The following is a 26,143-nucleotide window of genomic DNA, read 5'->3' as shown; positions in this document are numbered from 1 at the left end:
TTGAAGCACTAGCTTCTGTTTACTTCTTTTCTTAACTTCTTTGGTTGTTTGGATTCAGTTTTCAAAGATCAATTAGTACTGTCGTTTCTTGTCGACAGCATAGTAATTATAGCACGTCGTCAATCACCTTGTCAACTACCAAGTCTTCCTTTGTTTGAGCCGACAGATTTATTGGCAACAGAAAATAGTTTACGCATTTTCAATTCAAATGTCAAGCACTTTTTTAAAAAAGATCAGAAAAATTAAGCGATCAGTTTAGATAACTGATCGCTTAATTTGGTAATAAGGTCTTTAATTAGCAACGATATTAACAAGTTTCCCTGGAACAACAATTACTTTTCGAACTGTTTTATCAGCGATTCTTTCTTTAATTGCTTCATGTTCTAATGCAAGTTTCTCAAGTTCTTCCCTTGTTACATCTTTATCAACCATCATTCTCGCTCTATTTTTGCCTAAAATTTGCACGACAATCTCGACTTCATTTTCTTCAAGTTTTGTTTCATCGTATATTGGCCAGCTTTCAAATGCGATTGTTTCGTCATAACCTAACTTACACCACAGTTCTTCTGCAATAAATGGCGCAATTGGTGAAAGTAGCTTAACAAAGCCTTCAACATATGCTGTTAAGATCTGATCAGTTTTATACGCTTCATTAATAAAAACCATCATTTGTGATATCGCAGTATTAAACTTTAGATCCTGATAATTTTCGGTAACTTGTTTAACTGTCTCGTGATAAACTTTTTCTAATTTGTCTTCTGCGACTTGTTTAACAATTTTTGCCGATAATGCTTCTGTTTCTTCATTGATAAACAAACGCCAGACACGATCTAAGAATCGACGGGCACCGTCTAGGCCTGTTTCTGACCATGCAATTGAAGCGTCGAGTGGACCCATAAACATTTCATAAAGTCTTAACGTATCGGCTCCGTGGCTTCTGACAATATCATCTGGATTGACGACATTACCTTTCGACTTACTCATCTTCTCATTATTTTCACCGAGGATCATCCCTTGGTTAAATAACTTTTGGAATGGTTCTTTTGTTGGTACGACACCGATATCATAGAGGAACTTGTGCCAGAATCGCGCATATAACAAGTGTAATACAGCGTGTTCTGCACCACCGATGTAGACATCAACTGGTAACCATTCGTTCAATAAATCTTTATCTGCAAGATGGTCTGAATTTGTTGGGTCAATAAAACGTAAGTAGTACCAACTACTACCTGCCCATTGCGGCATTGTATTTGTTTCTCTACGACCTTTCATACCTGTTTTTGGATCGGTCACATTCACCCAATCTTCAATATTTGCTAGTGGTGATTCACCGGTGCCAGATGGTTTAATTTCAGTTGTTTTTGGTAAGATTACTGGCAATTCGCTTTCATCAACACCCGTTGTCGTTCCATCTTCCCAATGAATAATTGGGATCGGTTCGCCCCAGTAACGTTGACGACTAAATAACCAGTCACGCAAGCGATAGGTTACTTGCCGTTCACCTTTACCTTCTTTTTCTAACCAATCAATCGCTTTTTTAATGCCGTCGTCTTTATTTAAACCATCTAAAAAGCCTGAGTTGATGTGCTTTCCATCTTCAGTAAAGGCTTCTTTTTCAATATCGCCACCTTCAAGCACTGGAATAATAGCTAAGTTATATGTTTTTGCAAAATCATAGTCGCGCTGGTCATGTGCAGGTACAGACATAATCGCTCCTGTTCCATAACTAGCTAGAACATAGTCAGCAATCCAAATTGGAATTTCCTGATTATTAATTGGATTAATCGCATAAGCACCTGTGAATACACCGGTTTTTTCTTTAGCTAAATCTGTTCGTTCTAAATCACTTTTCGATTTGTTCTTTTCAATATATGCTGACACGTGTTCTTTTTGGTCTGCTGTTGTAATTTTTTCAACTAGCTTATGTTCTGGTGCTAACACAGCATAAGTTGCGCCAAATAATGTGTCAGGTCTAGTTGTGAAGACAGTGAATGACTCATCTTGTCCAGCTACTTCAAAAGTAACATTTGCACCTTCAGATCGGCCGATCCAGTTGCGTTGCATTTCTTTAATGCTCTCTGGCCAATCAAGTTCATCTAGATCTTCTAATAGGCGGTCTGCATATGCAGTAATTCGAAGCATCCACTGTTTCATTGGCTTTCTTTCAACTGGATGACCACCACGCTCACTTAAGCCGTCAATCACTTCTTCATTTGCTAGCACTGTTCCCAAGGCTGGACACCAGTTAACAGGTACTTCATCAATATAAGCTAAGCCTTTTTCATATAATTTTAAGAAAATCCACTGTGTCCATTTATAATAATCTGGATCAGTCGTACTCATTTCACGATCCCAATCATATGAAAAACCAAGATCTTGAATTTGGCGTCTAAATGTATCAATATTTTTATCGGTAAATTCTGCTGGATCATTTCCTGTATCTAAGGCATATTGCTCTGCCGGTAAACCGAAAGCATCCCAACCCATTGGATGAAGAACTTCATACCCCTGCATCCGCTTCATCCGTGATAAAATATCTGTCGCTGTGTAACCTTCTGGATGTCCTACATGTAAGCCAGAACCTGAAGGATATGGGAACATATCTAACGCATAAAATTTCTTCTTGTTTGAGCTTGCATCTGTTTTAAATGTCTTATTCTTAAGCCAATATTGATTCCATTTTGTTTCAACTTTCTTATGATCATAAGCCATGATCGTGTGCCTCCCTTATTTCTAATCATCATTTTTAGAACGTCAGTTCGTAAAAATAAAAAGTCCTCATCCCAAAACTGGGACGAGAACTTTTTTTCCCGCGGTACCACCCAAAATTAACATTGTTAATCATGTTCACTTCGTTTTCTTTAACGCAGAATACGGCGATCACTACTTTATTTCACAATCGCAACATAAAAGGTGAGTTCATCATCGTCAAGGGTAACTTCCAGCAACCGTTACCTCTCTAATTAGCTTGAACAATTGATTACTATTCCTTCTCATCGTCGTTCTTCATATTTTAACAGTATTTTAGTGAAATAGCTCCTATTTGTCAAGCAATCTAAGTCCAATCGTTAAAACTGACTCGTGCGGATTCGATTTTCTTATGATAAAATAGCGTGAAGAATTTATTTTGTGAAGGAGTTCGATCATGTTAAAACGCGTAATTCCATTTGCCCATCACTTAATTGAACAAGTTGTTAAACCTGGCGATCATGTGATTGATGCTACGTGTGGTAATGGCCACGATACCATCATGCTCAGTCGAGCAGTAGGTGAAGCAGGTAAAGTCTATGCATTCGATATTCAGGCTGAAGCAATCGCGAACACTAAAAACCGGTTAGTCACAGAATCGGTATCAAATGTTGAATTAATTCATGATAGCCATGACCAAATTAGCCAATACGTTGACCAACAAATTACAGCAGCGATTTTTAATCTTGGCTATTTACCCGGAAGCGATAAAACAGTCATTACTAAGCCTGGGCATACAATTGGAGCGATTCAACAAATTATCGCTCGGTTAAAGCAAGGTGGGATTCTTGTTTGTGTCGTTTATCACGGTCATCCCGGTGGTGAAGAAGAAAAAAATGCTCTGTTAGATTATTTCACTGAATTTGATCAACAGTACTTTAATGTTCTTCGTTATGGATTCATTAATCAAAAAAACAATCCACCATTTGTTTTAGCGGTTGAAAAGAAAAAGACAGATTGAGTTAGAAAACTTGATCTGTCTTTTTTAGATCTAAATCAATTAAGTGAAGCCCAAAATGGAAAAATCGTGTCCGAGCACCACCTGCTTTTAACAATGCTCTTTTAATTTGCTTACTATTTTTTATTTGGTTCACTTTTGGATCTTTTAAGTAGAGAGCAAGCAAGCCTTGATAAATATAATGATGGAAATGTTGATCTGGTAAACCCCGAATCGCTTGTTCACTTTGGTTGATAAAATAAATGAGTCGTTCGGTCATTTTTTCATCATTTGGATAGTAGGAACAAAAATTTAGATCACCTTCTCTTTTGTCCTCTACTTGATCAATTAAATAGTCCAACAAAATATGTAAACCTTGAACGTACGGAAAATAACTTTGATAAATTTGATGACTTTCAGCTTGAGTTAATCCCACTTGTCGATGAGCATAGCTTACTAAGCAAAAAATCGCTAACGTTGAACCTGTTGCTGCGGCATATTCATACCAAGTAATTGATGAGTCAGTCAGTTCACTTTTTTCAAACTGTTTAATTAAGCGTTCGACACGTTCGTCTGGAACGACGTGTTTATCAACTTGTAAATCAATATATTTTGATGCGAGCTTAATTAAATCCTCTTTAATTGCAGTGTAGTTTGTTAGCTGTCGCAATTGCTTTTGGCAAACCTCGACAAGCTCTGCTAAATAACCTCCATCATCTTGATCACCACGATACTGGTAGTAATTCTCTTTTTCAGTAGAAAGGTTAAAAATCACTAACATCGATTGATGCAATGAACGAAAATCGATCGGATCTAATGAATCACTTCGATCACAGAGGTTGTCTAAATAATCACTGATCGTTTGGTAAGCAACAATAAACGTCATTGCCTCACGCCATTTGTCGCCAGCTAACATCGCATAAATGCCACCACCTTGTGCGTGAAAAGCTTTTGATTCAATACTCTCCACTGCCTGCTTACGAAGGTGGGGGTTTGGAATTTGCTTTGCTCGACTTAACCAATATGACAGTTCTTGATTAGCAGCCGGAATCGTTCTTTTGATCCCTGTTTTAGCTAAGCGAAGTGCCGATCGATAGTCCTGTTCATTCATCTTTTTCACTCCATTTATTATCTAATTCGTCCGATTATTTTTCAGCAATAAAGTTTTTAATTGCTTCGACTTTATCTAATCGTTCCCACGGGAATTGATAATCTGTTCGGCCAAAATGACCATATGCTGCTGTTCGTTTGAAAATAGGTTGGCGCAATTCTAACATGTTAATAATGCCCGCCGGACGTAAATCAAATAAGGCTCGAACCGCTTTAACGAGGGTTGCTTCATTTACCTTACCTGTTCCAAATGTATCAATTGAAATCGAAACGGGATCTGCCACGCCAATCGCATAAGCTAATTGAACTTCACAGCTATCCGCAAGCCCTGCTGCGACAATATTTTTAGCAACATAACGTGCAGCATATGAAGCTGAGCGATCGACTTTGGTTGCATCTTTCCCACTAAAAGCACCGCCACCATGACGGGCATAGCCACCATACGTATCGACGATAATTTTTCGCCCTGTTAAGCCGACGTCACCTTGTGGTCCACCGATGACAAAGCGACCTGACGGGTTAATAATATATTTTGTATCATCGTCTAAAAGCTCAGTTGGAACAACAGCTTTAATGACATACTCTCTCATATCTGCTTGGATCTGCTCTAAAGTTACTTCAGCATCATGTTGAGTTGAAATAACAATCGTATCAATCCGAACAGGTTGATTATTTTGATCATATTCAATCGTTACCTGCGTTTTACCATCTGGACGCAGATAAGGTAACGACTCATTTTTACGCACGTCAGTTAGTCGTTTAGCAAGTTGATGGGCTAATGAAATCGGTAATGGCATGTATTCAGCCGTCTCATTTGTAGCATAGCCAAACATAAGACCTTGGTCACCAGCACCAATTGCTTCGATTTCTTCTTCGCTCATCAAGCCTTGACGAGCTTCCAGCGAGAGGTCTACACTTTCAGCAATATCACGAGATTGTTCATCAATTGCAGTTAGTACAGCACACGTTTCATAATCGAAACCAAATGCTGAATCGACATAGCCAATCTCCTTAACCGTTTGTCTAACAATTTTCGGTATATCAACATATGTTGATGTCGTAATCTCACCTGAGACTAGGACAAGACCTGTTGTTATTGTTGTCTCGCAAGCGACACGAGCTAATGGATCTTCCTTTAAGATTGCATCTAGGACGGCATCTGATATTTGGTCACAGATCTTATCTGGATGACCTTCAGTTACCGATTCTGACGTAAATAATCGACGATTTGCAGTCATTCTGTCAAATCTCCCTTCTCATTCTTCCTCAAAATTCTCGATTTTATTTCCAAATTCCTTTTGGTTGTTCTCTATCATAACACAAAATCAAACCAAAACTCTTACAGATTACAAAAAAATCAGAAGTTTAGACGAACAATTCACCACTACTATATCACCCACAAAAAAGCACTGCATTAACGTCTTCCGACACACACCTAGGTAATTCTGCATAATCTAAAGAAAAAGCACCTTAAAAAGGATGGATTAATATGATCAAACGCTACTGTTTAATCAGTATAGTTCCTTTATTACTCTTATTTGGTTGTTCCCGCTCAAACGATTTAACAGAAATCAACCTTGCCGAAGTGACCCGGAGTATTTTTTACGCCCCCCAATACGTCGCACTCGAACTTGGCTACTTTGAAGAAGAAGGACTAGATGTTAATTTACAACTGATTGCGGGCGGTGACAAAGTGATGATTTCATTACTCTCCGACCACTCTGATATTGGTTTAGTTGGTGCTGAAACATCGATCTATGTTGCCAGCCAAGGCTCAGACGATCCGATTATTAATTTCGCTCAACTAACCGCAACCGACGGCACTTTCCTCGTCGCTAGAGAACCAACTGACACATTTAAATTCACAGATTTAATCGGAACTGAATTTTTAGGTCAACGTGTCGGTGGCATGCCCCAAATGGTCGGTGAATATGTCTTAAAGCAACACGAGATCGATCCACATAGCGAATTAGATTTAATTCAAAATATTGATTTCGGCAATATTGCATCATCATTTTTAGGTGGCATTGGTGATTATGTCCAGCTATTTGAACCGACTGCTAGTCAATTTGAAAAAGACGGCATCGGACAAATCGTCGCCTCTTTTGGTGAAGAATCCGGGCACGTCCCTTACACTGTCTTTATGGCAAAAGAAACATTCATCGAAGAGCATCCTGAGACTATTTTAAAGTTTACCCGGGCGATTTACCGCGCACAGCAATATGTTCAAGAGGCAGAGCCAATTGAAATTGCAAAAATCGTTCAACCATTTTTTGAAGATACTGACCTTGACTTGTTGACGAAGTCTGTTGAACGTTATAAAGAACAAGGCTCATACGCACTCACTCCGCTTCTAGAAGAATCCGCATGGGAGCATTTAAAAGCAATTATGGACCAAGCAGATGAACTGCCAGCAGACATCCCTTATCAAGATTTAGTCAATACCGATTTTGCCGAAGAAGTGATCGATCAGTGAGGGGGAATTGAATTGAGTTATTTAGAACTAGAGTCGATCTCACATTATTATTTTAGTGAAAAAAATGTCACCCACGCACTTGATGAGATGACATTAAAAATTGAGCAAGGACGTTTTAATTCGCTATTAGGTCCGAGCGGTTGTGGGAAGTCAACACTACTATCAATTATCGCTCAATTAATTCAGCCAACCGAAGGGACAATTAAATTTAATGGCACACCAATCAACGATCAGAAAATCTCAATCGGTTACATGCTTCAACAAGATTATCTCTTTCCTTGGAAAACGATTTTAGCGAATGTTTTAATTGGACCAACGATTCAAGGAACACTGAAAAAAACAGACCAACAACGTGCTGAAAATCTGTTAGAAAAGATCGGCTTAGCAAATATTAGCGACAACTATCCAGATCAGCTGTCTGGCGGGATGAGGCAACGTGTCGCCTTAGCAAGAACGTTAATGACGGAACCAGCACTCCTTCTCCTTGATGAACCCTTTTCTGCACTTGATTATCAAACAAAGCTAATTCTTGAAGATTTCGTTCTTGATCTGTTAAAAGAATATCGAAAAACATCACTATTAGTTACCCATGATATCGGCGAAGCAATTGCGATGAGTGACACGATTTTTCTGATGGATCGTAAACCCGGACGTATTTACCAGCGGATTGATGTTCCCGATCAAGTTCGGCAACTTTCTCCGTTTAAAGCACGTAAGCATCCAGAATATCAAAAACTATTTGATTTTATTTGGAAGGAGATGACGAGACTTGAAGCAGAAAATGAACCATCCACTCTATGAGCACTTTCTACAACGTCAGGTGAAAGAAAAACGAATCATTAAATCTGCTCAACTACTGATTTTTATTGGTTTTTTCGTAGTTTGGGAAGTATGTAGCCGAATCAATTGGATCGATCCACTTATTTTTAGCTCACCATCTCGAATTAGCAAGCTTTTAGCTGATAACTTGATCAATGGCTCACTCTGGTTCCATATGCGAATTACAATTTTCGAAACATTGGCTGGCTTTCTGATCGGTACATTCATTGGTGTGATCCTTGCTTTTTTACTTTGGTATTCAGAACGTTTTTCGAAAATTATCGACCCGTATCTTGTTGTCTTCAATGCATTACCAAAAGTCGCATTAGGACCAATTATTATTGTCACATTAGGTCCTGGATACATTTCAATTATTACTCTAGGTGCGATTATTTGTGTAATCGTAACAGCACTCGTGATCTTTAATGGCTTTTCTTCTGTTGATCAAAACTACCTGAAAGTATTAAGTAGCTTCGGCTCAACAAAGTGGCAAAACTTCACCCAAGCGGTTTTTCCAGCTACACTACCCGCAATTATTTCAACATTTAAAGTCAATGTTGGCTTGTCTTGGGTCGGTGTCATCGTCGGTGAATTTTTGGTCGCATCAAAAGGTTTAGGCTATTTAATCGTCTATGGCTTTCAAGTCTTTAACTTCACCTTAGTTCTTTATAGTCTCGTTTTAATCGCACTATTAGCCGCATTAATGTACCAAGGTGTTGCCTATTTTGAGAAATGGCTTCTTAAAAAAGTCCATTAAAAAACTAAGCGTCCGGCCTTAATCAGGCTGGCGCTTAGTTGTTAAATTGTTTGCTAATCCGTTCGATACTACGCTTGACAATATCATCTTTCATAATAAAGCTAAAATTTCGCTTCTGTTTGATATTTTTAGGTAGTTGCTCAAGTAAGACAGGTCCATCCGTTTCATAATAAGTCGGCTGTTCAATCAATTCACTGATCTCGGCATAATAAATATTTTTATCGACTTGATCACCCTTGCCCTCGACATGATACTGACCAACGTAATATATATCAGCTACTTCTGCACCTGTTTCTTCTTTCACTTCACGAATAGCCGCTTGCTTCGCTGTTTCATTTCGTTCTACTTTCCCACCAGGAAATTCTAATCCTCGTGTTTTATGGTTTGTTAACAACCATTTATCCTGATACTTACAAATAACAAGTACATGCATTGGCATATTTGAAAAAGGGTCTTTTTCAAATGACAATTTTACCTCATTATTATAATAATCTCGAAAAACGTGCATCTTCATCGCTACTTTCAAATAAGGTCTAATCGCTCTCCGTTTGCGGGCGGGTGCTCAATCTTAACAATCCGCCAATTTTCCTGTGCAGAAAACTCAATCCGAACCCGGTATCGACCATATAATTCAATCTCATTTTCTTGCTCAATGACGACATTACCATTGTCTAGTTGTGTCATTTCATATGGATTTCCTGGAACAAACCATGGTGGTAATTCTGTTGGAACGACATACAGTCCATTATCAACTTCTTCAAAATAAAAATCAACATACGGTTGAAGTGCCTCTTGCGAAACAATCTCGGTCGACTGCTCGATTAACTCTGCTTTAGTTGAGATCCCCCTTACCTTATATTCTAGATCAATATCTTGAAGAAAAATATTAATAAATGCTTCCAGTTTATCAAGCATAACATCTTCCGTCAGTTCTTGTTGCTTTATTGCTTGGTCTAATTGTACAGTATCTTCTTTCATTACGACAGACTTTTCCATACTTTGGACCGAACGATATCCCTGATTTTGTGTGATCGTTTGATCATTTTCTTGCGCAGGTGATTGATAAGAAAGCAGAAGCAGACCAATTAAAATCAATGTAAAAGTAGTTATTAGTATAGCAAATTTATACTGCTTCATTTTCTCACCTCTTATTCATACTGTTAATTTAATCTACCACTTTTCACTGGTTTCTAAACATAAGTACGCGTATTGTCACTCAATTGAAATTAGATCAATCAGAGAAAATCGATCTGTTTCTGTTTTACTTGAGAGCTGAAATTGTTGTCTTTCTCGATTAATAGCTGTAATTTTCCCCGTCCGTTCATGATACGCTTCATCTTCATAATATGTTAATTTGATCATTCTATTCTCAATAAAAGCCGTCTCAATTTGATAGACTAGATCTGTTAAAAATTGCTCATCATAGCTTGGGCGTTGTTTTTTGTCTCGACTTGCTTCGTGTTCTCGTAATAATGCTTTATGCTCTGGTAACATCATTCGACTTGACTCCCATAACAAATTTGAACCTGCAGTTAACTTATTTTTCATCTAACATAACTCCTTCTAACGGTTATGACCGCCAATTTTTGTCGCCCTGACTCGTGCTTGCCCTGCTTTTGATAACGAAGAGGCACTCATAATTGCTGTCAATCCATATTTCTCTTTGATTTGATCAATAATCCGCGCTAATTGTTCTTCATCAGTTGGATCATCAAATAATGACATTTGTCTTTCTGCTTTAGGCATCAGCTGCGACAAAGCAATTCCTAATGCCCGAACAGGATATCCGGTCCAATATTGATCAAACAAGCACCTTGCTACGCGATTGATCACCCGTCCCAATTGAGTCGGATCAGTTAAAGTGAGTTGACGATTAAAGCCTTGCCTTTCCTGAAAGTTATTACTCTGAACTTGAATAGAAACAGTCAAACCTAAATAATTTTGCTTTCGCACCCGGCGAGCCACTTCTTCCGACAACTCTTTAATCACCACATAAATCTCAGCCCTCGTATCATAATCTCGTGGTAATGTCATATGGTGTCCAATTGCTTTTTGCGTTTGATGAGTTCGTGGCACAACAGGACTTTGATCGATACCATTTGCGAGTCGCCAAAGGACTTCACCGTTAATCCCCCAGCGTTTCCTCAACCACTTGACTGGGTGCTGAGCAAGATTCCCAATTGTGTGTAAACCCATATTTATCAGATGTTCCTTCATCCGACTACCGACACCAAATAACGCATCGATCGGAAGTGGCCAAAGTAACTTTTCAAGATTAGCAGGATTTAATTCTGCAATTCCCATTCTATTTTTTTTAGCAAAATTGTCACACGCCATCTTTGCTAACACTTTATTTGGACCGATCCCAATCCTTGATTCGACTCCGATTGAATCGACGATTTCATCATGAATCTGCTTCGCCAGCTGCTCTTTCGTCTCAAATAAATGGAGTGTATATGTCACGTCAATAAATTGTTCATCAACTGAGTAAACTTCAACTAAATCTGAATATTGCTCAAGGATCTTGGTAATTTGATAGGATATCTTTAAATAGAGCGACATATGTGGCTGAACAACTTCAAGTTCTGGACATTTCGCTTTCGCTTGCCAAAGTGGTTCGGCGGTTTTCACACCATATGTTTTTGCGAGTGGACAAGCTGCCAGAACAATCCCGCTTCGTTGCTTTGGATCTCCCGCTACGATAACCGGCTTGTTCTGTAGTTCGGGTTGACTCACCTTTTCAACAGAAGCATAAAATGATTGCATATCAACTAAAAAGATCGTTCGATCCATCTGCTAGCTCACCCCTCAGAAGTCACATTGAAAGAACATCTCTTGTGGCTCTTATTTTAATCGAACAAACGTTCCTTATCAAGTTGTATTTTCTTCCTAACCAAAAAAACCTGAGCCTATTATTTAATAGACTCAGGTTTCTCGCTTTAGTTTTGACTGTTTTTAAAACTTTGGTAGTTTTTATTACCACCAGATAAATTATAAACATCTTTAAATCCTTGATTGATTAAAATGTTTTGAGCTGCATTACCAGTCACACCTTTATTACAGTATGTCACTGTTGTTAGCGCAGGATTGAGTTGACTTGCTTCTGAACGCAATTTAGCTAACGGAAGATTGATCGCACCATCAACACGTGACGCTTCATACTGCTTCGTTGCACGTGTATCAATGATTTGGAGCTCCTCACCATTCGAAATTCTAGTCACTAATTCTTCAGGTGTGATCAATTTATTTTTCAGATCAATTGCATTTTTGAGCGCCATCCCTGTATACATCACCGGGTCTTTTGTCGTGCTAAACGGTGGTGCGTAAGCTAAATCAAGATGGAAGAGATCATCAACTTTCGCTTTAAACGAAAGTGCCGTGACGAAAACATCAATCCGTTTATCAACACCATCTTCACCAACAATTTGTACTCCAAGTAGGCGTTTTGTACGTCTGTCGGCAATTGCTTTAATGACCATTTCTGCACCACCAAGGTATTCCGCTTTTGCCGGCTTAATATTGTGGAGTACCTCAATATCAAAGCCTTCAGCACGTGCCTCTTGCTCAGTTAAACCTGTGTACCCGACAGTTAAGCCAAATACCCTTAAAATACCTGTCCCTAGTATACCTCTGTGTGCCAGAGTACCGCCTGTCATCGCATCCCCTGCGATACGCCCCATCTTATTCGCTGTCGAACCTAATGGACGATAAAGTGGCTTTTCTGTTATAACCGAAAAACTTTCCGCCGCGTCACCAGCAGCATAAATATTAGGTAAGTTCGTTTGCATCTGTTGATTGACCTTAATTGCACCGGATTCACCACGCGCAATCGCCGTACCCTCTATTAGCTTTGTATTTGGTTTGACACCTGTTGCTAAAATAACGAGGTCTGAATCAATCGTATTGCCACTACTTGTTGTAACTGTTTTTTTAGTAATCTGTGTGACCGACTCTCCGAGTAACAGCGTCAGCTTATTTTTCTGCAGTTCTTCTGCTATTCTAAAAGCCATATCGCGATCTAAGTGTGGCATCACTTGATTTTCACCCTCAATTAACGTCACTTCTAAACCACGCGCTGTCAGTTGTTCTGCCATTTCCAATCCGATAAAACCAGCACCAATAATTGTTGCCTTTTCAGATTTATTCAGCGTAATATACTGATCGATAGCTGCTGCACTTTGAATGTTACGAACCGGAAATACGTGACTCTGATCTACACCATCAATTTGAGGTACTTTTGGCGATGCACCTGTTGCCAAGACTAACGTGTCATAGTGATCCACTTTCGTTTCATGCGTTGTTAAATTTTTAACAGTGACTGTTTTCGCATTCGAATCAATTGCTGTCACTTCATGACGTGTATGAATATCGACATTGTAACGTTTTTTAAACCAGTCAGCATCTCTTGGTGTTAACGTTGCTAAATCGTCAATCTCTCCACCTAAAAAATAAGGGATACCACAAATTGAATAGGAAATATCATGATCTGCATTATATACCGTTATTTCAGCCGTTTCATCATTTCTTCGCGCTTTTGCAGCCACTGAAGTTCCTGCAGCAACAGACCCAATAATTACTATTTTCATCTCTCTCACGCCTCCAATAACTGATTTTAATTTCGGAAAGCTAACCTACTTAACTGAACTTTTAATCTATTTTTCAGGAAACCAATGCTGAGTTTTATTCGCAATTTTCACTAATAATAGCATTAATGGCACCTCAGTTAAGACACCGACAGTCGTCGCTAAAGCAGCCGGAGACTGCATCCCGAATAAAGCGATCGCAACTGCTACCGATAACTCAAAGAAGTTAGATGCACCGATCATACTTGCAGGTGCAGCGATATCAAAAGGTAATTTCATTAACTTAGCTGCGAAATAAGCAATTATGAAAATAAGAAATGTTTGAATTGTCAATGGGACGGCAATCAACAGAATATGCAATGGGTTATTTAAAATCACATCACCTTGAAATGAGAATAAAAGCACTAACATGAGTAGTAAGCCTGCAATTGTAATCCCATCAAATTTTGGCAAAAATTCATTTTCAAAATAATTTAGTCCTTTTCTTTTTGTAACAAACATTCTTGTTAATACACCACCAGCTAATGGAATAGCTACAAAAAGCACAACAGATAGAATGAGCGTATCCCAAGGAACAGTCACATCACTTACACCGAGCAATAACTTTACGATCGGTATAAATGCAATCAGGATAATCAAGTTATTCGTTGCAACTTGAATGACCGTATACGCTGGATTTCCTTTTGTTAAATGGCTCCAAACAAAAACCATCGCTGTACAAGGAGCAGCTCCAAGTAAAACAGCCCCAGCTAAATAGCCATCAGCAATGTCAACTGGAATCAGTTGCTTAAATACAACAAATAAAAAGAAACTTGAAATTGCAAACATTGTAAATGGCTTAATCAACCAATTTATGATCCAAGTCAAATAAAGACCTTTTGGATTTTTACCAACATTTTTAATACTTTGAAAATCAACCTTCATCATCATCGGATAAATCATAATCCAAATCAAGATTGCTGTCGGGATTGAAATACTTGCATACTCAAATTTCCCTAAAAACTCTGGGATCACAGAGAAGTACTTGCCAATTAAAATACCTACTCCCATACAAGCGATCACCCAGACCGTTAAATATTTATGAAAAAAACTAATTTCTGACGTTTGTTTATCTGTCATCTTCGCACCTCTTTTTTGTTATCAGATAAATGGGCACTAACAACATTCAATTCGTGTCCCATTTTCTTCGAGCTCTCTTATTTTCTCATCTTGATTAGGTAATTGATCAAGAATTGTTTTAATAAATGGATAATACTCACTTGATTTATCGACAGAGTAAAATGTCCATTGACTATTTCTTTCTTCTTCAACTAGGCCTAAATCTTTTAATTTCCTTAAATGTTGGCTAATTGACGGCTGACTCATCTTGAAGATCTCAACAAATTCACACACACAACAAGCGTGATTTTCAATCAACTTCATCATCGTTAATCTCGTCTTATCACCGAGTAGCTTTAAGATGAGTGCCGCTCGTTCCATCTCGATCGATGTATTAATCATCCTATTTCTCCTTTCAAAATTATTTCTGATATAAGTATATGCTTATTTACTTATCTGTTCAAGTAAATTTTATGTAAAGTTTTTTAAAAAGTAAAAAAGAGCCAAAGATGATCGGAATCACCTGGCTCTTTTAAATTTTATTTAATTAAATATTGCATGCTTTTGTTTAATCCAAGGTTTTAATTTAGCAAAGAGCGGAATAAATAGTAACGACACAATGACGCCTTTAACTAAATTAAACGGAATTACACCCGCAAATATTGTCCCGATCATCACGACACTCGACATGTCACCCCAGCCCATAATAACACTGTAAATTGGCAGGAGAACAAAGTAATTTAAGATACCCATCGCGATTGTCATAATAACCGTTCCAGCAATCAAGCCAAAAATAAGACTTTTATCACCTTTATATTTGTGATAAATGATTGAAATTGGTACGACAAAAGTGATCCCAGCCACAAAATTTGCAAATACCCCGACTGGATCAGCTGCTCCCGTAAACAGTAAATAAAGCAAGTTTTTGATTAACTGCACAACGACACCAGCCATCGGCGTAAAGATCAAGGCAGCTAACAAAGTAGGCACCTCGCCAAAATCAACTTTTAAATATGGCGGGAGAAACGGTAAGGGAAAGTTCAAGAAAAGCAACACCATTGAAATCGTCCCAAATAGTGACAAGATAATAAGTTTTAATAATTTTGATGATTGATTTTTCATATCAACATCCTCCTTCATCTTTTTTAAATATCGATTAAAATCTATACTTTGATGAAGGGAGAGTAATTTTCTTGACCAAATAAAAAATCCTAAAGCAGATAAGGGCTTTAGGATAAATAGGTATCAAGAAATAAATGGCTACGCCAAATCACTCTTAATCTTCTCCCATCCAGACTTTAACTGTCGGTTCTGGAATCGCACCAGATCAACCACTAAAAAAGTGGGTCACGGACTTACAACACGAATGTTGCTTACCGTCGGTCGGGAATTACACCCTGCCCCGAAGATTCAATCGATATTCATTTAATTATAATATAGTAGATAACTAGGAATTTGTAAAGGTATACGCCCATATTTTTCGGAAAATTCCCTTTATACCTTTTCGGTTTTATGGTTTGTGTGCGAAATATTACGTTTGCGTGCGATATTATCTCGTTTGCGTGCGAAATATTACGTTTGCGTGCGATATTTTCGATTTGCGTGCGAACGCACAGTCGATACGTGCGAACGCACGAAAACGAAAAAAAGATGCAGAGAATAACTCCTCTACATCTCGCCCATCAATCCTCTAATGGATTTAAATTTTCTTTCCCTGTTAAATCAGCGATAAATTCAACTAACAAGTCAATTTCTTCTTTAATATCTTGGATGCTAACTGTTTCAACTGGTGAATGCATATAACGTAACGGTAAGGAAACTAAAGCGACTGGCACTCCTTTACCCGTTAATCGCATCCGGTCTGCATCTGTTCCCGTATGGCGCGGTGTTAGCTCATATTGGATTGCCATATCAAGCTTCTCGGCAGTTCTTTCTAACCACTGGTTAATCTTGCGGTTGATCGGTGCACCTTTTGCGATCACTGGTCCACCCTCTAATTTTACACTCCCATACTTTTCGCGATTCACTTTCGGATGATCAGTTGCAAATGTCACATCACAGGCTAATGCCATCGTCGGCTCAATTCCAGCTGCTGCAAAATAGGCACCGCCCATATTCGTTTCCTCATTAACCGTACTCGCCGCGTAAACACCAACATTCAAATCACGATCAGCTAATTTTCGCAAAACTTCTGCCACGATAAAAGCACCTGTTCGATTATCGAGCCCACGTCCAGAAATGTAGCGATCCATTAAAATTTCCGGTTTGCGATCATAAACAATTAAATCACCAATTTGGACGAATTTTTCTACTTCAGCTCTCGATTTAGCCCCAACATCAATAAATAAATCGGTTAAATCAAAATCACCTTTAATCCCACCAAGGTGTTGGGCATTGACTCCGATCACACCAACCAGCTCCTTACCATAGCCTTGAATCCGAACTTTCATCCCGATTGCTGCTTTCTGATTGACCCGACCAACTTCATCAAAATAAATAAAACCGGCTTCGTCAATTCGATTAACGACTAACGCAATCTCATCAATATGACCTGCAAGTAAAATTTTAAAGTCCGCTTCTTTATTTAAAACACCAATCGCATTACCTGCATGATCCGTGATGATTTCATCAGCAAAATCCTTCACATAATGAATCCATTTCTTTTGAATCTCAACTTCCATACTTGATGGTGATGGTGTATTTAATAAGTCTAACAAAAAATCCTGATTTTCTAACGTCATTTTTCTGCCTCCTTTTGAACTATTGATATCATACCAAAACTTCACTGATAAATGTATTGTTAACATTAAAAAAACTCGCCAGCGATCAGAGTCACTAACGAGTTTTTTAAAAATGATTATAGACGTTTTTCTAATTCTGCTTTTTCTTTTTCAAAACCTGGCTTGCCAAGTAAAGCAAACATATTCTTCTTATATGCTTCAACACCCGGCTGATCAAATGGATTAACCCCAAGTAGGTAGCCACTAATCGCACATGCTTTTTCAAAGAAATAAACGATGTAACCAAATGTATAAGCATCTAATTCTGGTAAGTGAATAATTAAATTCGGCACTTGACCGTCTGTATGAGCAAGCATCGTTCCCTGATATGCTTTTTCATTAACAAAATCGATCGTTTGACCAGCAAGATAGTTTAGTCCATCAAGATCTTGTTCTTCAGCTTCAAGCGTCAAATCATGGCGTGGTTTTTCAACATGTAAAACCGTTTCAAATAGATCACGACGACCTTCTTGAACATATTGTCCCAATGAGTGCAAATCTGTTGAGAAGTTAGCTGAAGATGGGAAAATACCTTTGAAATCTTTTCCTTCACTTTCACCAAACAATTGCTTCCACCACTCAGAGAAATATTGCAATGCAGGCTCATAGTTGATCAACATTTCAATTGTTTTCCCTTTGTTATAAAGGACGTTTCGAATTGCTGCATACTGATATGCAGGGTTTTCTTCAAGATTAGGTGAAGCTAATTCAGCTTGTGCCTTTTGTGCACCGGCCATAATTGCATCTATGTCAACCCCAGTTGCTGCGATTGGTAGTAAACCAACAGCCGTTAACACAGAGTAACGTCCACCAACATCATCAGGGATGACAAAACTTTCATAACCTTGTTCATCTGCAAGTGTCTTTAAAGCGCCTTTTGCTTGGTCTGTTGTTGTAAAAATACGTCCTTTCGCTTCTTCAGCACCATACTTTTCTTCAAGGTACTTACGGAAAATTCGGAATGCAATCGCAGGTTCCGTCGTTGTTCCACTTTTTGAAATCACATTAATTGAAACATCTTTACCTTCTAATAGATCAAAAACGTCTTTTGTATAAGTTGAACTAATGCTATTACCGACAAAAATAATTTGTGGTGTTTTACGTTTGTCCTGTGACAGCGCATTGTAGAATGAGTGATTGAGCATATCAATTGCTGCACGTGCACCTAAATAAGAACCACCAATTCCAATCACTAATAAAACATCAGAATCTGACTTAATTTTTTCAGCAGCTTTTTTAATTCGAGCAAATTCCTCTTTGTCGTAATTCTCTGGTAAGTCGACCCAACCTAAAAAGTCACTCCCAGCACCTGTCTTATTATGTACCATCTCATGCGCTAATTTAACAGGCTCTTTCAAATAATCTAATTCATGTTCACCAAAAAACGGCAATGCTTTTTCATATTCTAAACGGATATGTGTCATCTGATTACCCCCATAAAAATAGTCTAATCTAAAGATACCTAAATAATGGCTTGAAAGCAAGTCTGAAAAGCAAAAAGAATCCGCGATTTTGTAAAATTACGAATATTAAAAAATTCGTTCTCGGTTAAAATTGAATTGAACTCAAACTGATCAAAAGAAAAACCAGATCAGTATAACAATACTGACCTGGACATTTCAATTATTTATTTTGTTCTGATTGCTTTAACCATTCGCCAAGCTTATCTTTTAACGTATTAAAACCTGGCTCATCTTGCTGTGCAGGTGCAGCTTGCTTTCTTTGTTGAGGTTGCTTTGGCGCTTCCTCCGTTGCACGAATTGAGAGAGAATATTTATTTTTCTCTTCATCAATCGACAAAATTTTAACATTAACTTCATCACCAACTGCGATATGCTCATTAATATCTTTAACAAATCCGTGGGTTAACTCAGAAATGTGAACAAGTCCTTGAACTTGATCATTTAAAGCAACGAACGCTCCGTATGGTTGTACTCCCGTTACTTTTCCTGTTAATACTTGACCTTCTGTTAATTTTTCCGACATAATAACAACTCCTGTTTTTGTTTGACAAATCAATAGCGATCGCGTTGATCGCTGGATTTACCGAATGATTTTATACACAATTATATATTCTAACATAGATTAAAAATAAACGACAATATTTTTACTTAGACTGTATATTTAATATCTCTCCAACTTGAGTAAATCATGCACCTCAAATTACTTATATGTTATAATACTCTCCAATATCAAAGAAAAATGTCAGAGGAGTTGAATAAACGATGAATAATTTTGAAAGCTTCCCAAATAGAAAAGGAACCCGTTCAATGAAATGGGATTTGGTAAAGGACATGTTTGGCTCAGAAGATATCCAGCCCATGTGGGTGGCTGATATGGATTTAGAAATTGCTGATCCAATCAAGAAGGCACTAGTTCAACGAATTGAACATGGTATTTTCGGATATACCTTAACCGATGAACAATTAGATAAAGTCATTCAACAGTGGCTTATTAAGCAACATGATTGGGAAATTGATGCTGACTGGATCATCTATAGTCCTGGAGTGATTCCAACAATTCATATGACGATTTTAACTCAAACTGATCCTGGTGATAAAATTTTAATTCAAACACCCGTTTATCACCCATTCCAACAAATGATTAAAACTCATCAACGTGAATTAGTGACAAATCCGCTGATTTATCAAAACGGACGCTATACCATTGATTTCGTTGATCTCGAAGAAAAATTCAAACAAGGGGTCAAAGCACTGCTCTTTTGCAGTCCACACAACCCCGTTGGGAGAGTTTGGACAGAAACAGAATTAACCAAAATTTTAGCACTTGCTGAAAAATACAACGTCTTGATTATTTCTGATGAAATTCATGCCGATCTTGTTTATGAACCTGCTAAGCATATTCCAATCGGCTCACTTGATTCATTAATCAGAGACAAGGTTATCTCTTGTTTTTCACCAACTAAGACGTTTAACTTAGCTGGTCTGCAAGTTTCATATGCTGTTATACCTGATAAAAAATTACGCACTGAAATCTTAGCTGTTTTTGCAAAATATGGACTTAACGCACTAAATACATTGGGGATTATCGCTTTAGAGGCTGCTTATCAAGCTGGAGATGAATGGCTAGCCGACTTAATCCAATTACTTCAGCAAAATTATCAGCTTGTTAAAAATACATTTGCTGATTGTGATCAAATCGATGTGATTCAACCAGAAGGCACCTATTTAATTTGGCTTGACTGTCGAAAAATGAATCTGTCTCAAGGAGATTTAGTTAAGTTTATGAATGAAGAGGCAAAGGTTGGTCTAAATAACGGCTTAACATTTGGTGAAGAAGGTCGCGGTTTTATGCGCTTGAATATCGCAAGTCCTACAGCTTATGTTAAAGAAGGCGTTGACAAAATCATTGCCGCACTCAATAGAACATAAATTGGGATAAAAACAGCTTATCCTTGTTTTTTGGGGGTTACGCTCGATATTTTCGATTTGCGCTCGAACGAGCATAAAGGCAAAAAAAGAAAGATCTATTCACGTGAGATAGATCTTTCTTTTTTATTATTCTCCTAGTTGTTCGCGAATAGCGGCTGCGACGCCTTCGATTGCTTCATCTTCGTCTGGACCATCGCAAGTCACTCTAATTTCTGCTCCTTTAGGTACACCTAAAGACATGACACCCATAATTGATTTTAAGTTTACTGTTTTTCCGTTATAATGCATTTGGACGTCAGATTCATACTGCCCCGCTTTGTTCACTAACAACGTCGCTGGACGTGCGTGAATACCTGTATCATCTGTAATTGTAAACGTTTGCTCTTTCATTCTCATTCCTCCCAACTATGATCATCATTTTAAACAATCTACTTTAACTTAAAAAATAGATTATTTAGAACTATTATATACTAATATTAGCATGGAATGAACTAATTTGTTAAGAAAATGAATGATTTCGTTAAAAAATCTTTCAAAACTTCTTTACTTGACCGATTTTCAGTTTGTAATCAGCAAATAATTGTGATAAATTTGAATTACAAAATCGGATTGGGGGAGCAACAATTGAGTACACATATAGGAGCAAAACAAGGTGAAATCGCTGATAAAATTTTATTGCCCGGCGATCCATTACGCGCAAAGTACATCGCTGAGAATTTTCTAGAAAACCCGACTTGCTATAACGAAGTGCGAGGCATGCTCGGTTATACTGGAACATATAAAAATAAGCGGGTTTCAGTGCAAGGAACAGGCATGGGAGTCCCCTCGATCTCGATCTATGTCAATGAGTTGATTCAAGAATATGATGTGCAAAAGCTCATTCGCGTAGGTACGTGTGGAGCGATTCAAAAGGACGTAAAAGTACGCGATGTTATTTTAGCTCAAGGTGCAACGACAGATTCACAAGTGAATCGAATGGTATTTGGTGGCATTGACTTTGCCCCACTTGCTGATTTTAATTTACTTAAAAATGCTTACCAAGTCGGTACTGAGAAAAAGCTTAAATTACGGGTAGGAAACGTCTTTACAAGCGATAGCTTTTATCGAGACAACGGATTAGAACTACTTGGTAAATTAGCTGACTATCAAGTATTGGGCGTGGAAATGGAAGCAACCGCTCTCTATACTTTAGCCGCAAAATTCAATCGCCAAGCACTAGCGATCTTGACCGTTTCTGATCACGTGTTAACTGGTGAAGAAACATCTGCAAAAGAACGTCAAACAACATTTAATGAAATGATCGAAGTTGCTTTAGAAACAGCAATTTTAGATTAATGATTAGGAGTTTGTCAGTGGGCAAACTCTTATTCAGAATAGAATGTTAACCAATAAATAAATGAGTTAACGATAAAGGAGTGTAGCTAAAATATGAAAATGACTACTCTTGAATTGTGCTATAGCGCGATTTTTATTTGTTTGATGGCAATCGGTGCAAATCTAACTTCCTGGTTACCATTTCTCGCGATCCCGATTGCTGGGGTATCTGTACCACTCTCATTACAAACTTTTTTCAGTATCCTAGCCGGTTTATTGCTCGGAAAACGAATCGGTACATTATCAATGATCGGCTATCTTTTACTAGGAGTAATCGGTATCCCTGTCTTTGCCCAAATGCAAGGTGGATTATTTGTCCTGATTAATTATACTGGTGGTTTCTTATTATCATTTGTTTTTGTTGCTTATGTGAGTGGATTTTTAACAGAACGCAAAGCGATTACGACACAAAAATCAACAATATATGTTTGCTTAATCGGTGTAGGGGTTAATTACATAATAGGGATTAGTTATATGTACCTCGCGATGAACACGTGGCTCGGACTCGAGCTTCGTTATCTATCAGCCTGGTTATCAATGCTCCCTTTTCTGATTAAAGATTTTGGTTTAGCTCTAGTGGCAGCCTTTGTATTCCAACGCTACCAGCGCCGCTTCCCAATTATTTCGTCACGTTTAAAGGCAAAAATTTAACGGGTACGAAATGACTTTGTTAAAATAATTGTGCTATAATAATCGATAGCATTTGATTTGTGATTGAAAGGATGTGTCAAGAGTGGCTCTGTTTGAAAATTTCCCATTAATGATCGCCCTGTTTGCGATTCTTTTTGCTCAAGCAATAAAAGTGCCCATTCATTATATAGCAACAAAAGAATTCAAACCTGGTCTTGCATTTAGTACAGGTGGTATGCCTAGTAGCCACTCAGCTGCGGTCGCCGCTGTAACAACAGGTGTAGGGATAGAGCACGGAATATCGTCAGGAATTTTTGCGGTATCTTGTGTATTTAGTATCATTATTATGTTTGATGCTACTGGAATTAGACGACAAGCTGGAGAGCAAGCCATCGTCTTAAATATGTTAGTCAAGGATTTCCAGTACTTTGTTGAAGAAGCAAAAGTGTGGTCAAAGAAAAAAGAATTTGAAAAAAAGCAGGAACTAAAAGAATTACTTGGTCATCAACCAATTGAAGTTTTCTTCGGCGGCTTAACCGGAATTGCTCTAGCCTTCCTCGCTTATCCACTTTTTTAGCTCAAAATAAAAGCAATGTTAAAGTTCGGTATCAAACCACCTTAGCATTGCTTTTTCATTGTTAAAAACTAAACTTCAACGAATTGATCATTTCCATTTGATTTAAAAGCTGCGATCGCTTCAGTTTTATAATCAAAATTGATCGAACGCACTTGATAGTGCCCACTTGTTGGCGAACTTGTTAGCTGATTGATTGGATAAATATCAACAAATTGAATATTAGAAATTGCGCTAACAGTTGTTAAGCCAGCAAAAATAACGACACTCACGAATAAAAAGTAATAAATCATTTTTTTCATTTCAGTCACCTTCCTAATTGGACAGGATAACCATAATTAACTAAATCTATACTTATTTTCTTTTCCTTAATTGCATCCGAACTAACTTCCAACCACCAATTTGATATAAAAATTGATAATCAGCTAACTTCTTTAAAAGTGCAACAGCACGGCCAAAAATTTTCTGACCTTTTGCCGTCACACCAATCGCATCTTTTGCACCAATTGAGGCGATCGTTCCTCGATTTTTAAATTGAAAAGCTTTCGTCTGATCCGAGCCAGATAATTTAATTAGCAAATTGTCGACAGCAGTTTTAGCCTTTTGAATCGCGATGTCAGCATTCGGTAAGTAAGCACGACCAGTTTGATCTCTCACGATTGCCACATCACCGATTAGGAAGATATTTGAATACCCAGGCGCTGATAAATCAGCTTCTACTTCGACACGCCCAAGCGTCGTTTTAAAGTTTGCTTGTTCAATTAGAGGATGACCTTTAACCCCCGCAGTCCAAACAAATAGATCAATCGGAATATCTTCAACAATTCCTGATTGTTCAATTTTCATACTTTTATCTGTCAGCGATTTTATTTTCGTTTTTAAGCGGAATTCAACACCCCGAGCTTCCAACTGTTGCATTGCATATTCACCAAGCTCCAAGTCAAACTCAGGTAAAACCGTTGATTCATGCTCAATCGAAAGCAATTTAATTTTTTTTCGATCAATTCCCTTTTCCGCACAGATCAGTGGTAAGCGTTCAGTTAACTCACCTAGAAGGACAACCCCAGTAAAACCCCCACCACCAATGGCAACTTGAAGTTCTCGATTCATCGCAGTTTGACGATAGTGATCTAACATCGTCAACATTCGCTCATACAATTGTGTCGCCCGTTCTAGTGTCGTGATTGAACACGCATGCTCACTTAAACCTGGAATTTGAAAGGAATCGATCACAGAACCTAAGCCAACAAATAAATAATCATACCGGTACGATCCTTGTTCCGTTTTTACAATTTGCTGATTCGGATCAAGACTCGTCACGGTTTCTTGAACTAGATTCACTTTACTTAAATCAAGCAATTCTCGCAAATCAAAAGTGGAATCTTCAACAGAGTGAGAACCAACCGCATTTCGATGTAACCAGATCGTTTGATAATGATACTGGTTTTTATTAATTAGTGTCAGTTCTATTGGTTGATCTGTCTTTTGTTTTTGTAATTTCATAACTGCGGTCAATCCCGCATATCCTGCGCCTAGAATAACGACTTTTATCGGGGTCATACTAAACCCTCCCATACGACTGATTAAATCTTTTCTGTCACAATCTTGTCATATTTATCTTATCTGTTTCAGGGGTTTTTTTCAATCCAAATTTTAACCAAAAGAAAGACACAGTCAGGCTAGAGCTTTTTAAAGTGATTCTTACCAAAAGTGTGTTAGAATAATGCTTAGTTATGTTAGCGAAGAGGAAGGATGAAAAAATGGTCGAACGTAAATTATATGATGTAACAATTATTGGGGCAGGCCCAGTTGGCTTATTTACCGCTTTCTATGGTGGCTTACGACAAGCAAGTGTCAAAATTATTGAAAGCTTGCCACATATCGGCGGTCAATTAAGCGCCCTTTACCCCGAAAAAAATATATATGACATTGCAGGCTTCCCCAAAGTAGGCGCTCAACAATTGATTGACAACCTTGAAGAGCAATTAAACATGTTCGATCCTACTTTTTGTCTTGAAGAAGCAGTCGAGCAAGTCAAGCGATTAGAAGATGGTACTTTTGAACTGACAACGAATAAAGGCACACATCTCTCTAAAACAATTATTATTACAGCTGGTAACGGTGCTTTTCAACCGAGAAAATTAAACTTAAAAGAAGCTGAGGCATTTGAAAATCATAACTTGCATTATTATGTTGATCAAATGAACCAGTTTAAAGATAAGCGGATTGCCCTATTTGGTGGCGGTGACTCAGCTGTTGACTGGGCACTGATGCTCGAGCCAATCGCAAAAGAAGTGACATTGATTCATAGACGCGATCAGTTCCGCGCTCATGAACATAGTGTCAAAAAACTAACCGAATCGAGTGTCAACATTTTAACACCGTTTGTCCCAGATCAATTAATGGGTGAGAATCAAATTGAGCAAGTCATCGTCAAGGAAGTACGAGGCGATCAGATTGAAACAATTGATGTTGATGCAGTGATTTGTAACTACGGTTTCATTTCAAAACTTGGACCGATTAAAGATTGGGGTCTAGAGATTGATAAAAATAGTATTGTCGTCAATTCTAAGATGGAAACGAATATTGAAGGGATTTATGCAGCCGGAGATATTTGTACGTATCCAGGTAAAGTTAATCTGATTGCAACAGGATTTGGTGAAGGCCCAACTGCGATTAATAACGCAATCGCCCATACCGAGCCAAATGCACGCTTACAACCCCGACATTCAACGGATATGTTTGATAACTAGACTAAAAAAAGAGCTTCAAATAAGGATCCGACCCTCTAAAGTTATAGATATAAATCTAACTTTAGGGGGATGGGTTCTTCATTTCGATAAGAGCTAAACCTTATCAACTAAG

Annotated in this window: 26 protein-coding genes, 1 riboswitch and 1 other annotated feature; of the genes, 9 read left to right on the top strand and 17 right to left on the bottom strand. The window is 38.0% G+C overall.

Going from position 1 to position 26,143, the window contains the following annotated elements:
- Positions 1-291 precede the first annotated feature (291 nt).
- Positions 292-2,712 (bottom strand): leucine--tRNA ligase, encoded by a 2,421-nt coding sequence (leuS, locus tag ABD814_RS06470; RefSeq protein ID WP_344911485.1) that lies wholly within the window; start codon positions 2,710-2,712, stop codon positions 292-294.
- A 75-nt stretch (positions 2,713-2,787) separates the two neighbouring features.
- Positions 2,788-3,006, bottom strand: a binding site (T-box leader).
- A gap of 139 nt (positions 3,007-3,145) precedes the next feature.
- On the opposite strand from leuS, the gene mnmM reads away from it, so the two are divergent.
- On the top strand, positions 3,146-3,709 hold the full coding sequence (mnmM, locus tag ABD814_RS06465; RefSeq protein ID WP_344911483.1) for a tRNA 5-(aminomethyl)-2-thiouridylate-methyltransferase MnmM: 564 nt from the start codon (positions 3,146-3,148) through the stop codon (positions 3,707-3,709).
- Between the two features lies 1 nt (position 3,710).
- On the opposite strand, the gene ABD814_RS06460 is transcribed toward mnmM, so the two are convergent.
- Together ABD814_RS06460 and metK are read right to left on the bottom strand one after the other, a co-directional pair.
- Complete coding sequence (locus ABD814_RS06460; protein WP_344911481.1) at positions 3,711-4,796, bottom strand: tetraprenyl-beta-curcumene synthase family protein; 1,086 nt, start codon at positions 4,794-4,796, stop codon at positions 3,711-3,713.
- Positions 4,797-4,830: 34 nt separating this feature from the next.
- Positions 4,831-6,033 carry a methionine adenosyltransferase gene (gene metK, locus ABD814_RS06455; RefSeq protein WP_344911479.1) on the bottom strand — a complete coding sequence of 401 codons (1,203 nt, stop codon included), beginning with the start codon at positions 6,031-6,033 and terminating at the stop codon, positions 4,831-4,833.
- Positions 6,034-6,284: 251 nt separating this feature from the next.
- Between metK and ABD814_RS06450 the strand changes: the two genes are divergently transcribed.
- The 3 genes from ABD814_RS06450 to ABD814_RS06440 are packed head-to-tail and all read left to right on the top strand — an operon-like array spanning position 6,285 to position 8,847.
- The gene (locus ABD814_RS06450) at positions 6,285-7,271 is read left to right on the top strand and encodes an ABC transporter substrate-binding protein (protein WP_344911477.1); all 987 of its coding nucleotides are present in this window, start codon (positions 6,285-6,287) and stop codon (positions 7,269-7,271) included.
- Between the two features lie 12 nt (positions 7,272-7,283).
- Positions 7,284-8,072, top strand: a complete 789-nt coding sequence (locus ABD814_RS06445) for an ABC transporter ATP-binding protein (RefSeq protein WP_344911475.1) — start codon at positions 7,284-7,286, stop codon at positions 8,070-8,072.
- Positions 8,053-8,847: an ABC transporter permease gene (locus ABD814_RS06440; protein WP_344911488.1), complete on the top strand. Its 795-nt coding sequence runs from the start codon at positions 8,053-8,055 to the stop codon at positions 8,845-8,847. Before ABD814_RS06445 ends, ABD814_RS06440 begins: the two co-directional genes overlap by 20 nt.
- A gap of 34 nt (positions 8,848-8,881) precedes the next feature.
- Here the strand turns inward: ABD814_RS06440 and ytkD are convergent, their stop codons facing one another.
- The 11 genes from ytkD to yugI all read right to left on the bottom strand — a co-directional run bounded on the left by ytkD (position 8,882) and on the right by yugI (position 19,294).
- A complete protein-coding gene (gene ytkD, locus ABD814_RS06435) occupies positions 8,882-9,355 on the bottom strand; it encodes an RNA deprotection pyrophosphohydrolase (protein ID WP_344911473.1) in 474 nt (157 codons plus the stop codon).
- Between the two features lie 14 nt (positions 9,356-9,369).
- Entirely contained in the window at positions 9,370-9,984 is a 615-nt protein-coding gene (locus tag ABD814_RS06430; RefSeq protein WP_344911472.1) for a hypothetical protein, read from the bottom strand.
- Between the two features lie 75 nt (positions 9,985-10,059).
- Complete coding sequence (locus ABD814_RS06425) at positions 10,060-10,395, bottom strand: YolD-like family protein (RefSeq protein WP_344911470.1); 336 nt, start codon at positions 10,393-10,395, stop codon at positions 10,060-10,062.
- Positions 10,396-10,410: 15 nt separating this feature from the next.
- On the bottom strand, positions 10,411-11,640 hold the full coding sequence (locus tag ABD814_RS06420; protein WP_344911469.1) for a DNA polymerase IV: 1,230 nt from the start codon (positions 11,638-11,640) through the stop codon (positions 10,411-10,413).
- Positions 11,641-11,786: 146 nt separating this feature from the next.
- The gene (locus ABD814_RS06415; protein ID WP_344911468.1) at positions 11,787-13,433 is read right to left on the bottom strand and encodes an FAD-dependent oxidoreductase; all 1,647 of its coding nucleotides are present in this window, start codon (positions 13,431-13,433) and stop codon (positions 11,787-11,789) included.
- A 66-nt stretch (positions 13,434-13,499) separates the two neighbouring features.
- A complete protein-coding gene (arsB, locus tag ABD814_RS06410; protein ID WP_344911466.1) occupies positions 13,500-14,549 on the bottom strand; it encodes an ACR3 family arsenite efflux transporter in 1,050 nt (349 codons plus the stop codon).
- 36 nt (positions 14,550-14,585) lie between these two features.
- Entirely contained in the window at positions 14,586-14,930 is a 345-nt protein-coding gene (locus tag ABD814_RS06405) for an ArsR/SmtB family transcription factor (RefSeq protein ID WP_344911465.1), read from the bottom strand.
- A gap of 141 nt (positions 14,931-15,071) precedes the next feature.
- Positions 15,072-15,650, bottom strand: coding sequence for an ECF transporter S component (locus ABD814_RS06400; RefSeq protein ID WP_344911464.1), 579 nt, complete (start codon positions 15,648-15,650; stop codon positions 15,072-15,074).
- 153 nt (positions 15,651-15,803) lie between these two features.
- Positions 15,804-15,942: riboswitch (FMN riboswitch) on the bottom strand.
- 268 nt (positions 15,943-16,210) lie between these two features.
- Complete coding sequence (locus tag ABD814_RS06395; RefSeq protein ID WP_344911462.1) at positions 16,211-17,269, bottom strand: M20/M25/M40 family metallo-hydrolase; 1,059 nt, start codon at positions 17,267-17,269, stop codon at positions 16,211-16,213.
- 116 nt (positions 17,270-17,385) lie between these two features.
- Positions 17,386-18,732 (bottom strand): glucose-6-phosphate isomerase, encoded by a 1,347-nt coding sequence (locus tag ABD814_RS06390; RefSeq protein WP_344911461.1) that lies wholly within the window; start codon positions 18,730-18,732, stop codon positions 17,386-17,388.
- Between the two features lie 199 nt (positions 18,733-18,931).
- A complete protein-coding gene (gene yugI, locus ABD814_RS06385) occupies positions 18,932-19,294 on the bottom strand; it encodes a S1 domain-containing post-transcriptional regulator GSP13 (RefSeq protein WP_344911460.1) in 363 nt (120 codons plus the stop codon).
- Positions 19,295-19,533: 239 nt separating this feature from the next.
- Between yugI and ABD814_RS06380 the strand changes: the two genes are divergently transcribed.
- Positions 19,534-20,700, top strand: coding sequence for a MalY/PatB family protein (locus tag ABD814_RS06380; protein ID WP_344911458.1), 1,167 nt, complete (start codon positions 19,534-19,536; stop codon positions 20,698-20,700).
- Between the two features lie 126 nt (positions 20,701-20,826).
- Here the strand turns inward: ABD814_RS06380 and ABD814_RS06375 are convergent, their stop codons facing one another.
- Positions 20,827-21,090, bottom strand: a complete 264-nt coding sequence (locus ABD814_RS06375; protein WP_344911457.1) for a phosphocarrier protein HPr — start codon at positions 21,088-21,090, stop codon at positions 20,827-20,829.
- 234 nt (positions 21,091-21,324) lie between these two features.
- Here ABD814_RS06375 and deoD point away from each other — a divergent pair, with 234 nt between their 5' ends.
- The 3 genes from deoD to ABD814_RS06360 all read left to right on the top strand — a co-directional run bounded on the left by deoD (position 21,325) and on the right by ABD814_RS06360 (position 23,281).
- A complete protein-coding gene (gene deoD, locus ABD814_RS06370; protein WP_344911456.1) occupies positions 21,325-22,035 on the top strand; it encodes a purine-nucleoside phosphorylase in 711 nt (236 codons plus the stop codon).
- 93 nt (positions 22,036-22,128) lie between these two features.
- A complete protein-coding gene (locus ABD814_RS06365) occupies positions 22,129-22,725 on the top strand; it encodes a biotin transporter BioY (protein WP_344911454.1) in 597 nt (198 codons plus the stop codon).
- Positions 22,726-22,807: 82 nt separating this feature from the next.
- Positions 22,808-23,281 (top strand): divergent PAP2 family protein, encoded by a 474-nt coding sequence (locus ABD814_RS06360; protein ID WP_344911453.1) that lies wholly within the window; start codon positions 22,808-22,810, stop codon positions 23,279-23,281.
- A 68-nt stretch (positions 23,282-23,349) separates the two neighbouring features.
- Here the strand turns inward: ABD814_RS06360 and ABD814_RS06355 are convergent, their stop codons facing one another.
- Together ABD814_RS06355 and ABD814_RS06350 are read right to left on the bottom strand one after the other, a co-directional pair.
- On the bottom strand, positions 23,350-23,580 hold the full coding sequence (locus ABD814_RS06355; protein ID WP_344911451.1) for a hypothetical protein: 231 nt from the start codon (positions 23,578-23,580) through the stop codon (positions 23,350-23,352).
- Positions 23,581-23,632: 52 nt separating this feature from the next.
- A complete protein-coding gene (locus ABD814_RS06350) occupies positions 23,633-24,838 on the bottom strand; it encodes an NAD(P)/FAD-dependent oxidoreductase (protein ID WP_344911449.1) in 1,206 nt (401 codons plus the stop codon).
- A gap of 200 nt (positions 24,839-25,038) precedes the next feature.
- On the opposite strand from ABD814_RS06350, the gene ABD814_RS06345 reads away from it, so the two are divergent.
- On the top strand, positions 25,039-26,031 hold the full coding sequence (locus ABD814_RS06345; RefSeq protein WP_344911447.1) for an NAD(P)/FAD-dependent oxidoreductase: 993 nt from the start codon (positions 25,039-25,041) through the stop codon (positions 26,029-26,031).
- Positions 26,032-26,143: the final 112 nt, after the last annotated feature.

Source organism: Amphibacillus indicireducens (assembly GCF_039539605.1).
Lineage (GTDB): Bacteria > Bacillota > Bacilli > Bacillales > Amphibacillaceae > Amphibacillus > Amphibacillus indicireducens.
The sequence above is the reverse complement of the archived record's forward strand: the minus strand, read 5'-3'. Positions and strand labels throughout refer to the sequence as shown.

Excerpts from the sequence above, each read along its gene's own strand:
- ABD814_RS06350 (WP_344911449.1), bottom strand. The coding sequence starts at position 24,838 with ATGACCCCGATAAAAGTCGTTATTCTAGGCGCAGGATATGCGGGATTG.
- ABD814_RS06415 (WP_344911468.1), bottom strand. The coding sequence starts at position 13,433 with ATGAAAATAGTAATTATTGGGTCTGTTGCTGCAGGAACTTCAGTGGCT.
- ABD814_RS06425 (WP_344911470.1), bottom strand. The coding sequence starts at position 10,395 with ATGAAAAATAAGTTAACTGCAGGTTCAAATTTGTTATGGGAGTCAAGT.
- yugI (WP_344911460.1), bottom strand. The coding sequence starts at position 19,294 with ATGTCGGAAAAATTAACAGAAGGTCAAGTATTAACAGGAAAAGTAACG.
- metK (WP_344911479.1), bottom strand. The coding sequence starts at position 6,033 with ATGACTGCAAATCGTCGATTATTTACGTCAGAATCGGTAACTGAAGGT.
- ABD814_RS06375 (WP_344911457.1), bottom strand. The coding sequence starts at position 21,090 with ATGAAAGAGCAAACGTTTACAATTACAGATGATACAGGTATTCACGCA.
- ABD814_RS06390 (WP_344911461.1), bottom strand. The coding sequence starts at position 18,732 with ATGACACATATCCGTTTAGAATATGAAAAAGCATTGCCGTTTTTTGGT.
- leuS (WP_344911485.1), bottom strand. The coding sequence starts at position 2,712 with ATGGCTTATGATCATAAGAAAGTTGAAACAAAATGGAATCAATATTGG.
- ABD814_RS06430 (WP_344911472.1), bottom strand. The coding sequence starts at position 9,984 with ATGAAGCAGTATAAATTTGCTATACTAATAACTACTTTTACATTGATT.
- ABD814_RS06420 (WP_344911469.1), bottom strand. The coding sequence starts at position 11,640 with ATGGATCGAACGATCTTTTTAGTTGATATGCAATCATTTTATGCTTCT.
- ABD814_RS06405 (WP_344911465.1), bottom strand. The coding sequence starts at position 14,930 with ATGATTAATACATCGATCGAGATGGAACGAGCGGCACTCATCTTAAAG.
- ABD814_RS06345 (WP_344911447.1), top strand. The coding sequence starts at position 25,039 with ATGGTCGAACGTAAATTATATGATGTAACAATTATTGGGGCAGGCCCA.
- ABD814_RS06460 (WP_344911481.1), bottom strand. The coding sequence starts at position 4,796 with ATGAATGAACAGGACTATCGATCGGCACTTCGCTTAGCTAAAACAGGG.
- ABD814_RS06380 (WP_344911458.1), top strand. The coding sequence starts at position 19,534 with ATGAATAATTTTGAAAGCTTCCCAAATAGAAAAGGAACCCGTTCAATG.
- ABD814_RS06355 (WP_344911451.1), bottom strand. The coding sequence starts at position 23,580 with ATGAAAAAAATGATTTATTACTTTTTATTCGTGAGTGTCGTTATTTTT.
- ABD814_RS06365 (WP_344911454.1), top strand. The coding sequence starts at position 22,129 with ATGAAAATGACTACTCTTGAATTGTGCTATAGCGCGATTTTTATTTGT.
- ABD814_RS06450 (WP_344911477.1), top strand. The coding sequence starts at position 6,285 with ATGATCAAACGCTACTGTTTAATCAGTATAGTTCCTTTATTACTCTTA.
- ABD814_RS06400 (WP_344911464.1), bottom strand. The coding sequence starts at position 15,650 with ATGAAAAATCAATCATCAAAATTATTAAAACTTATTATCTTGTCACTA.
- ABD814_RS06395 (WP_344911462.1), bottom strand. The coding sequence starts at position 17,269 with ATGACGTTAGAAAATCAGGATTTTTTGTTAGACTTATTAAATACACCA.
- ABD814_RS06440 (WP_344911488.1), top strand. The coding sequence starts at position 8,053 with ATGAACCATCCACTCTATGAGCACTTTCTACAACGTCAGGTGAAAGAA.
- arsB (WP_344911466.1), bottom strand. The coding sequence starts at position 14,549 with ATGACAGATAAACAAACGTCAGAAATTAGTTTTTTTCATAAATATTTA.
- ytkD (WP_344911473.1), bottom strand. The coding sequence starts at position 9,355 with ATGCACGTTTTTCGAGATTATTATAATAATGAGGTAAAATTGTCATTT.
- mnmM (WP_344911483.1), top strand. The coding sequence starts at position 3,146 with ATGTTAAAACGCGTAATTCCATTTGCCCATCACTTAATTGAACAAGTT.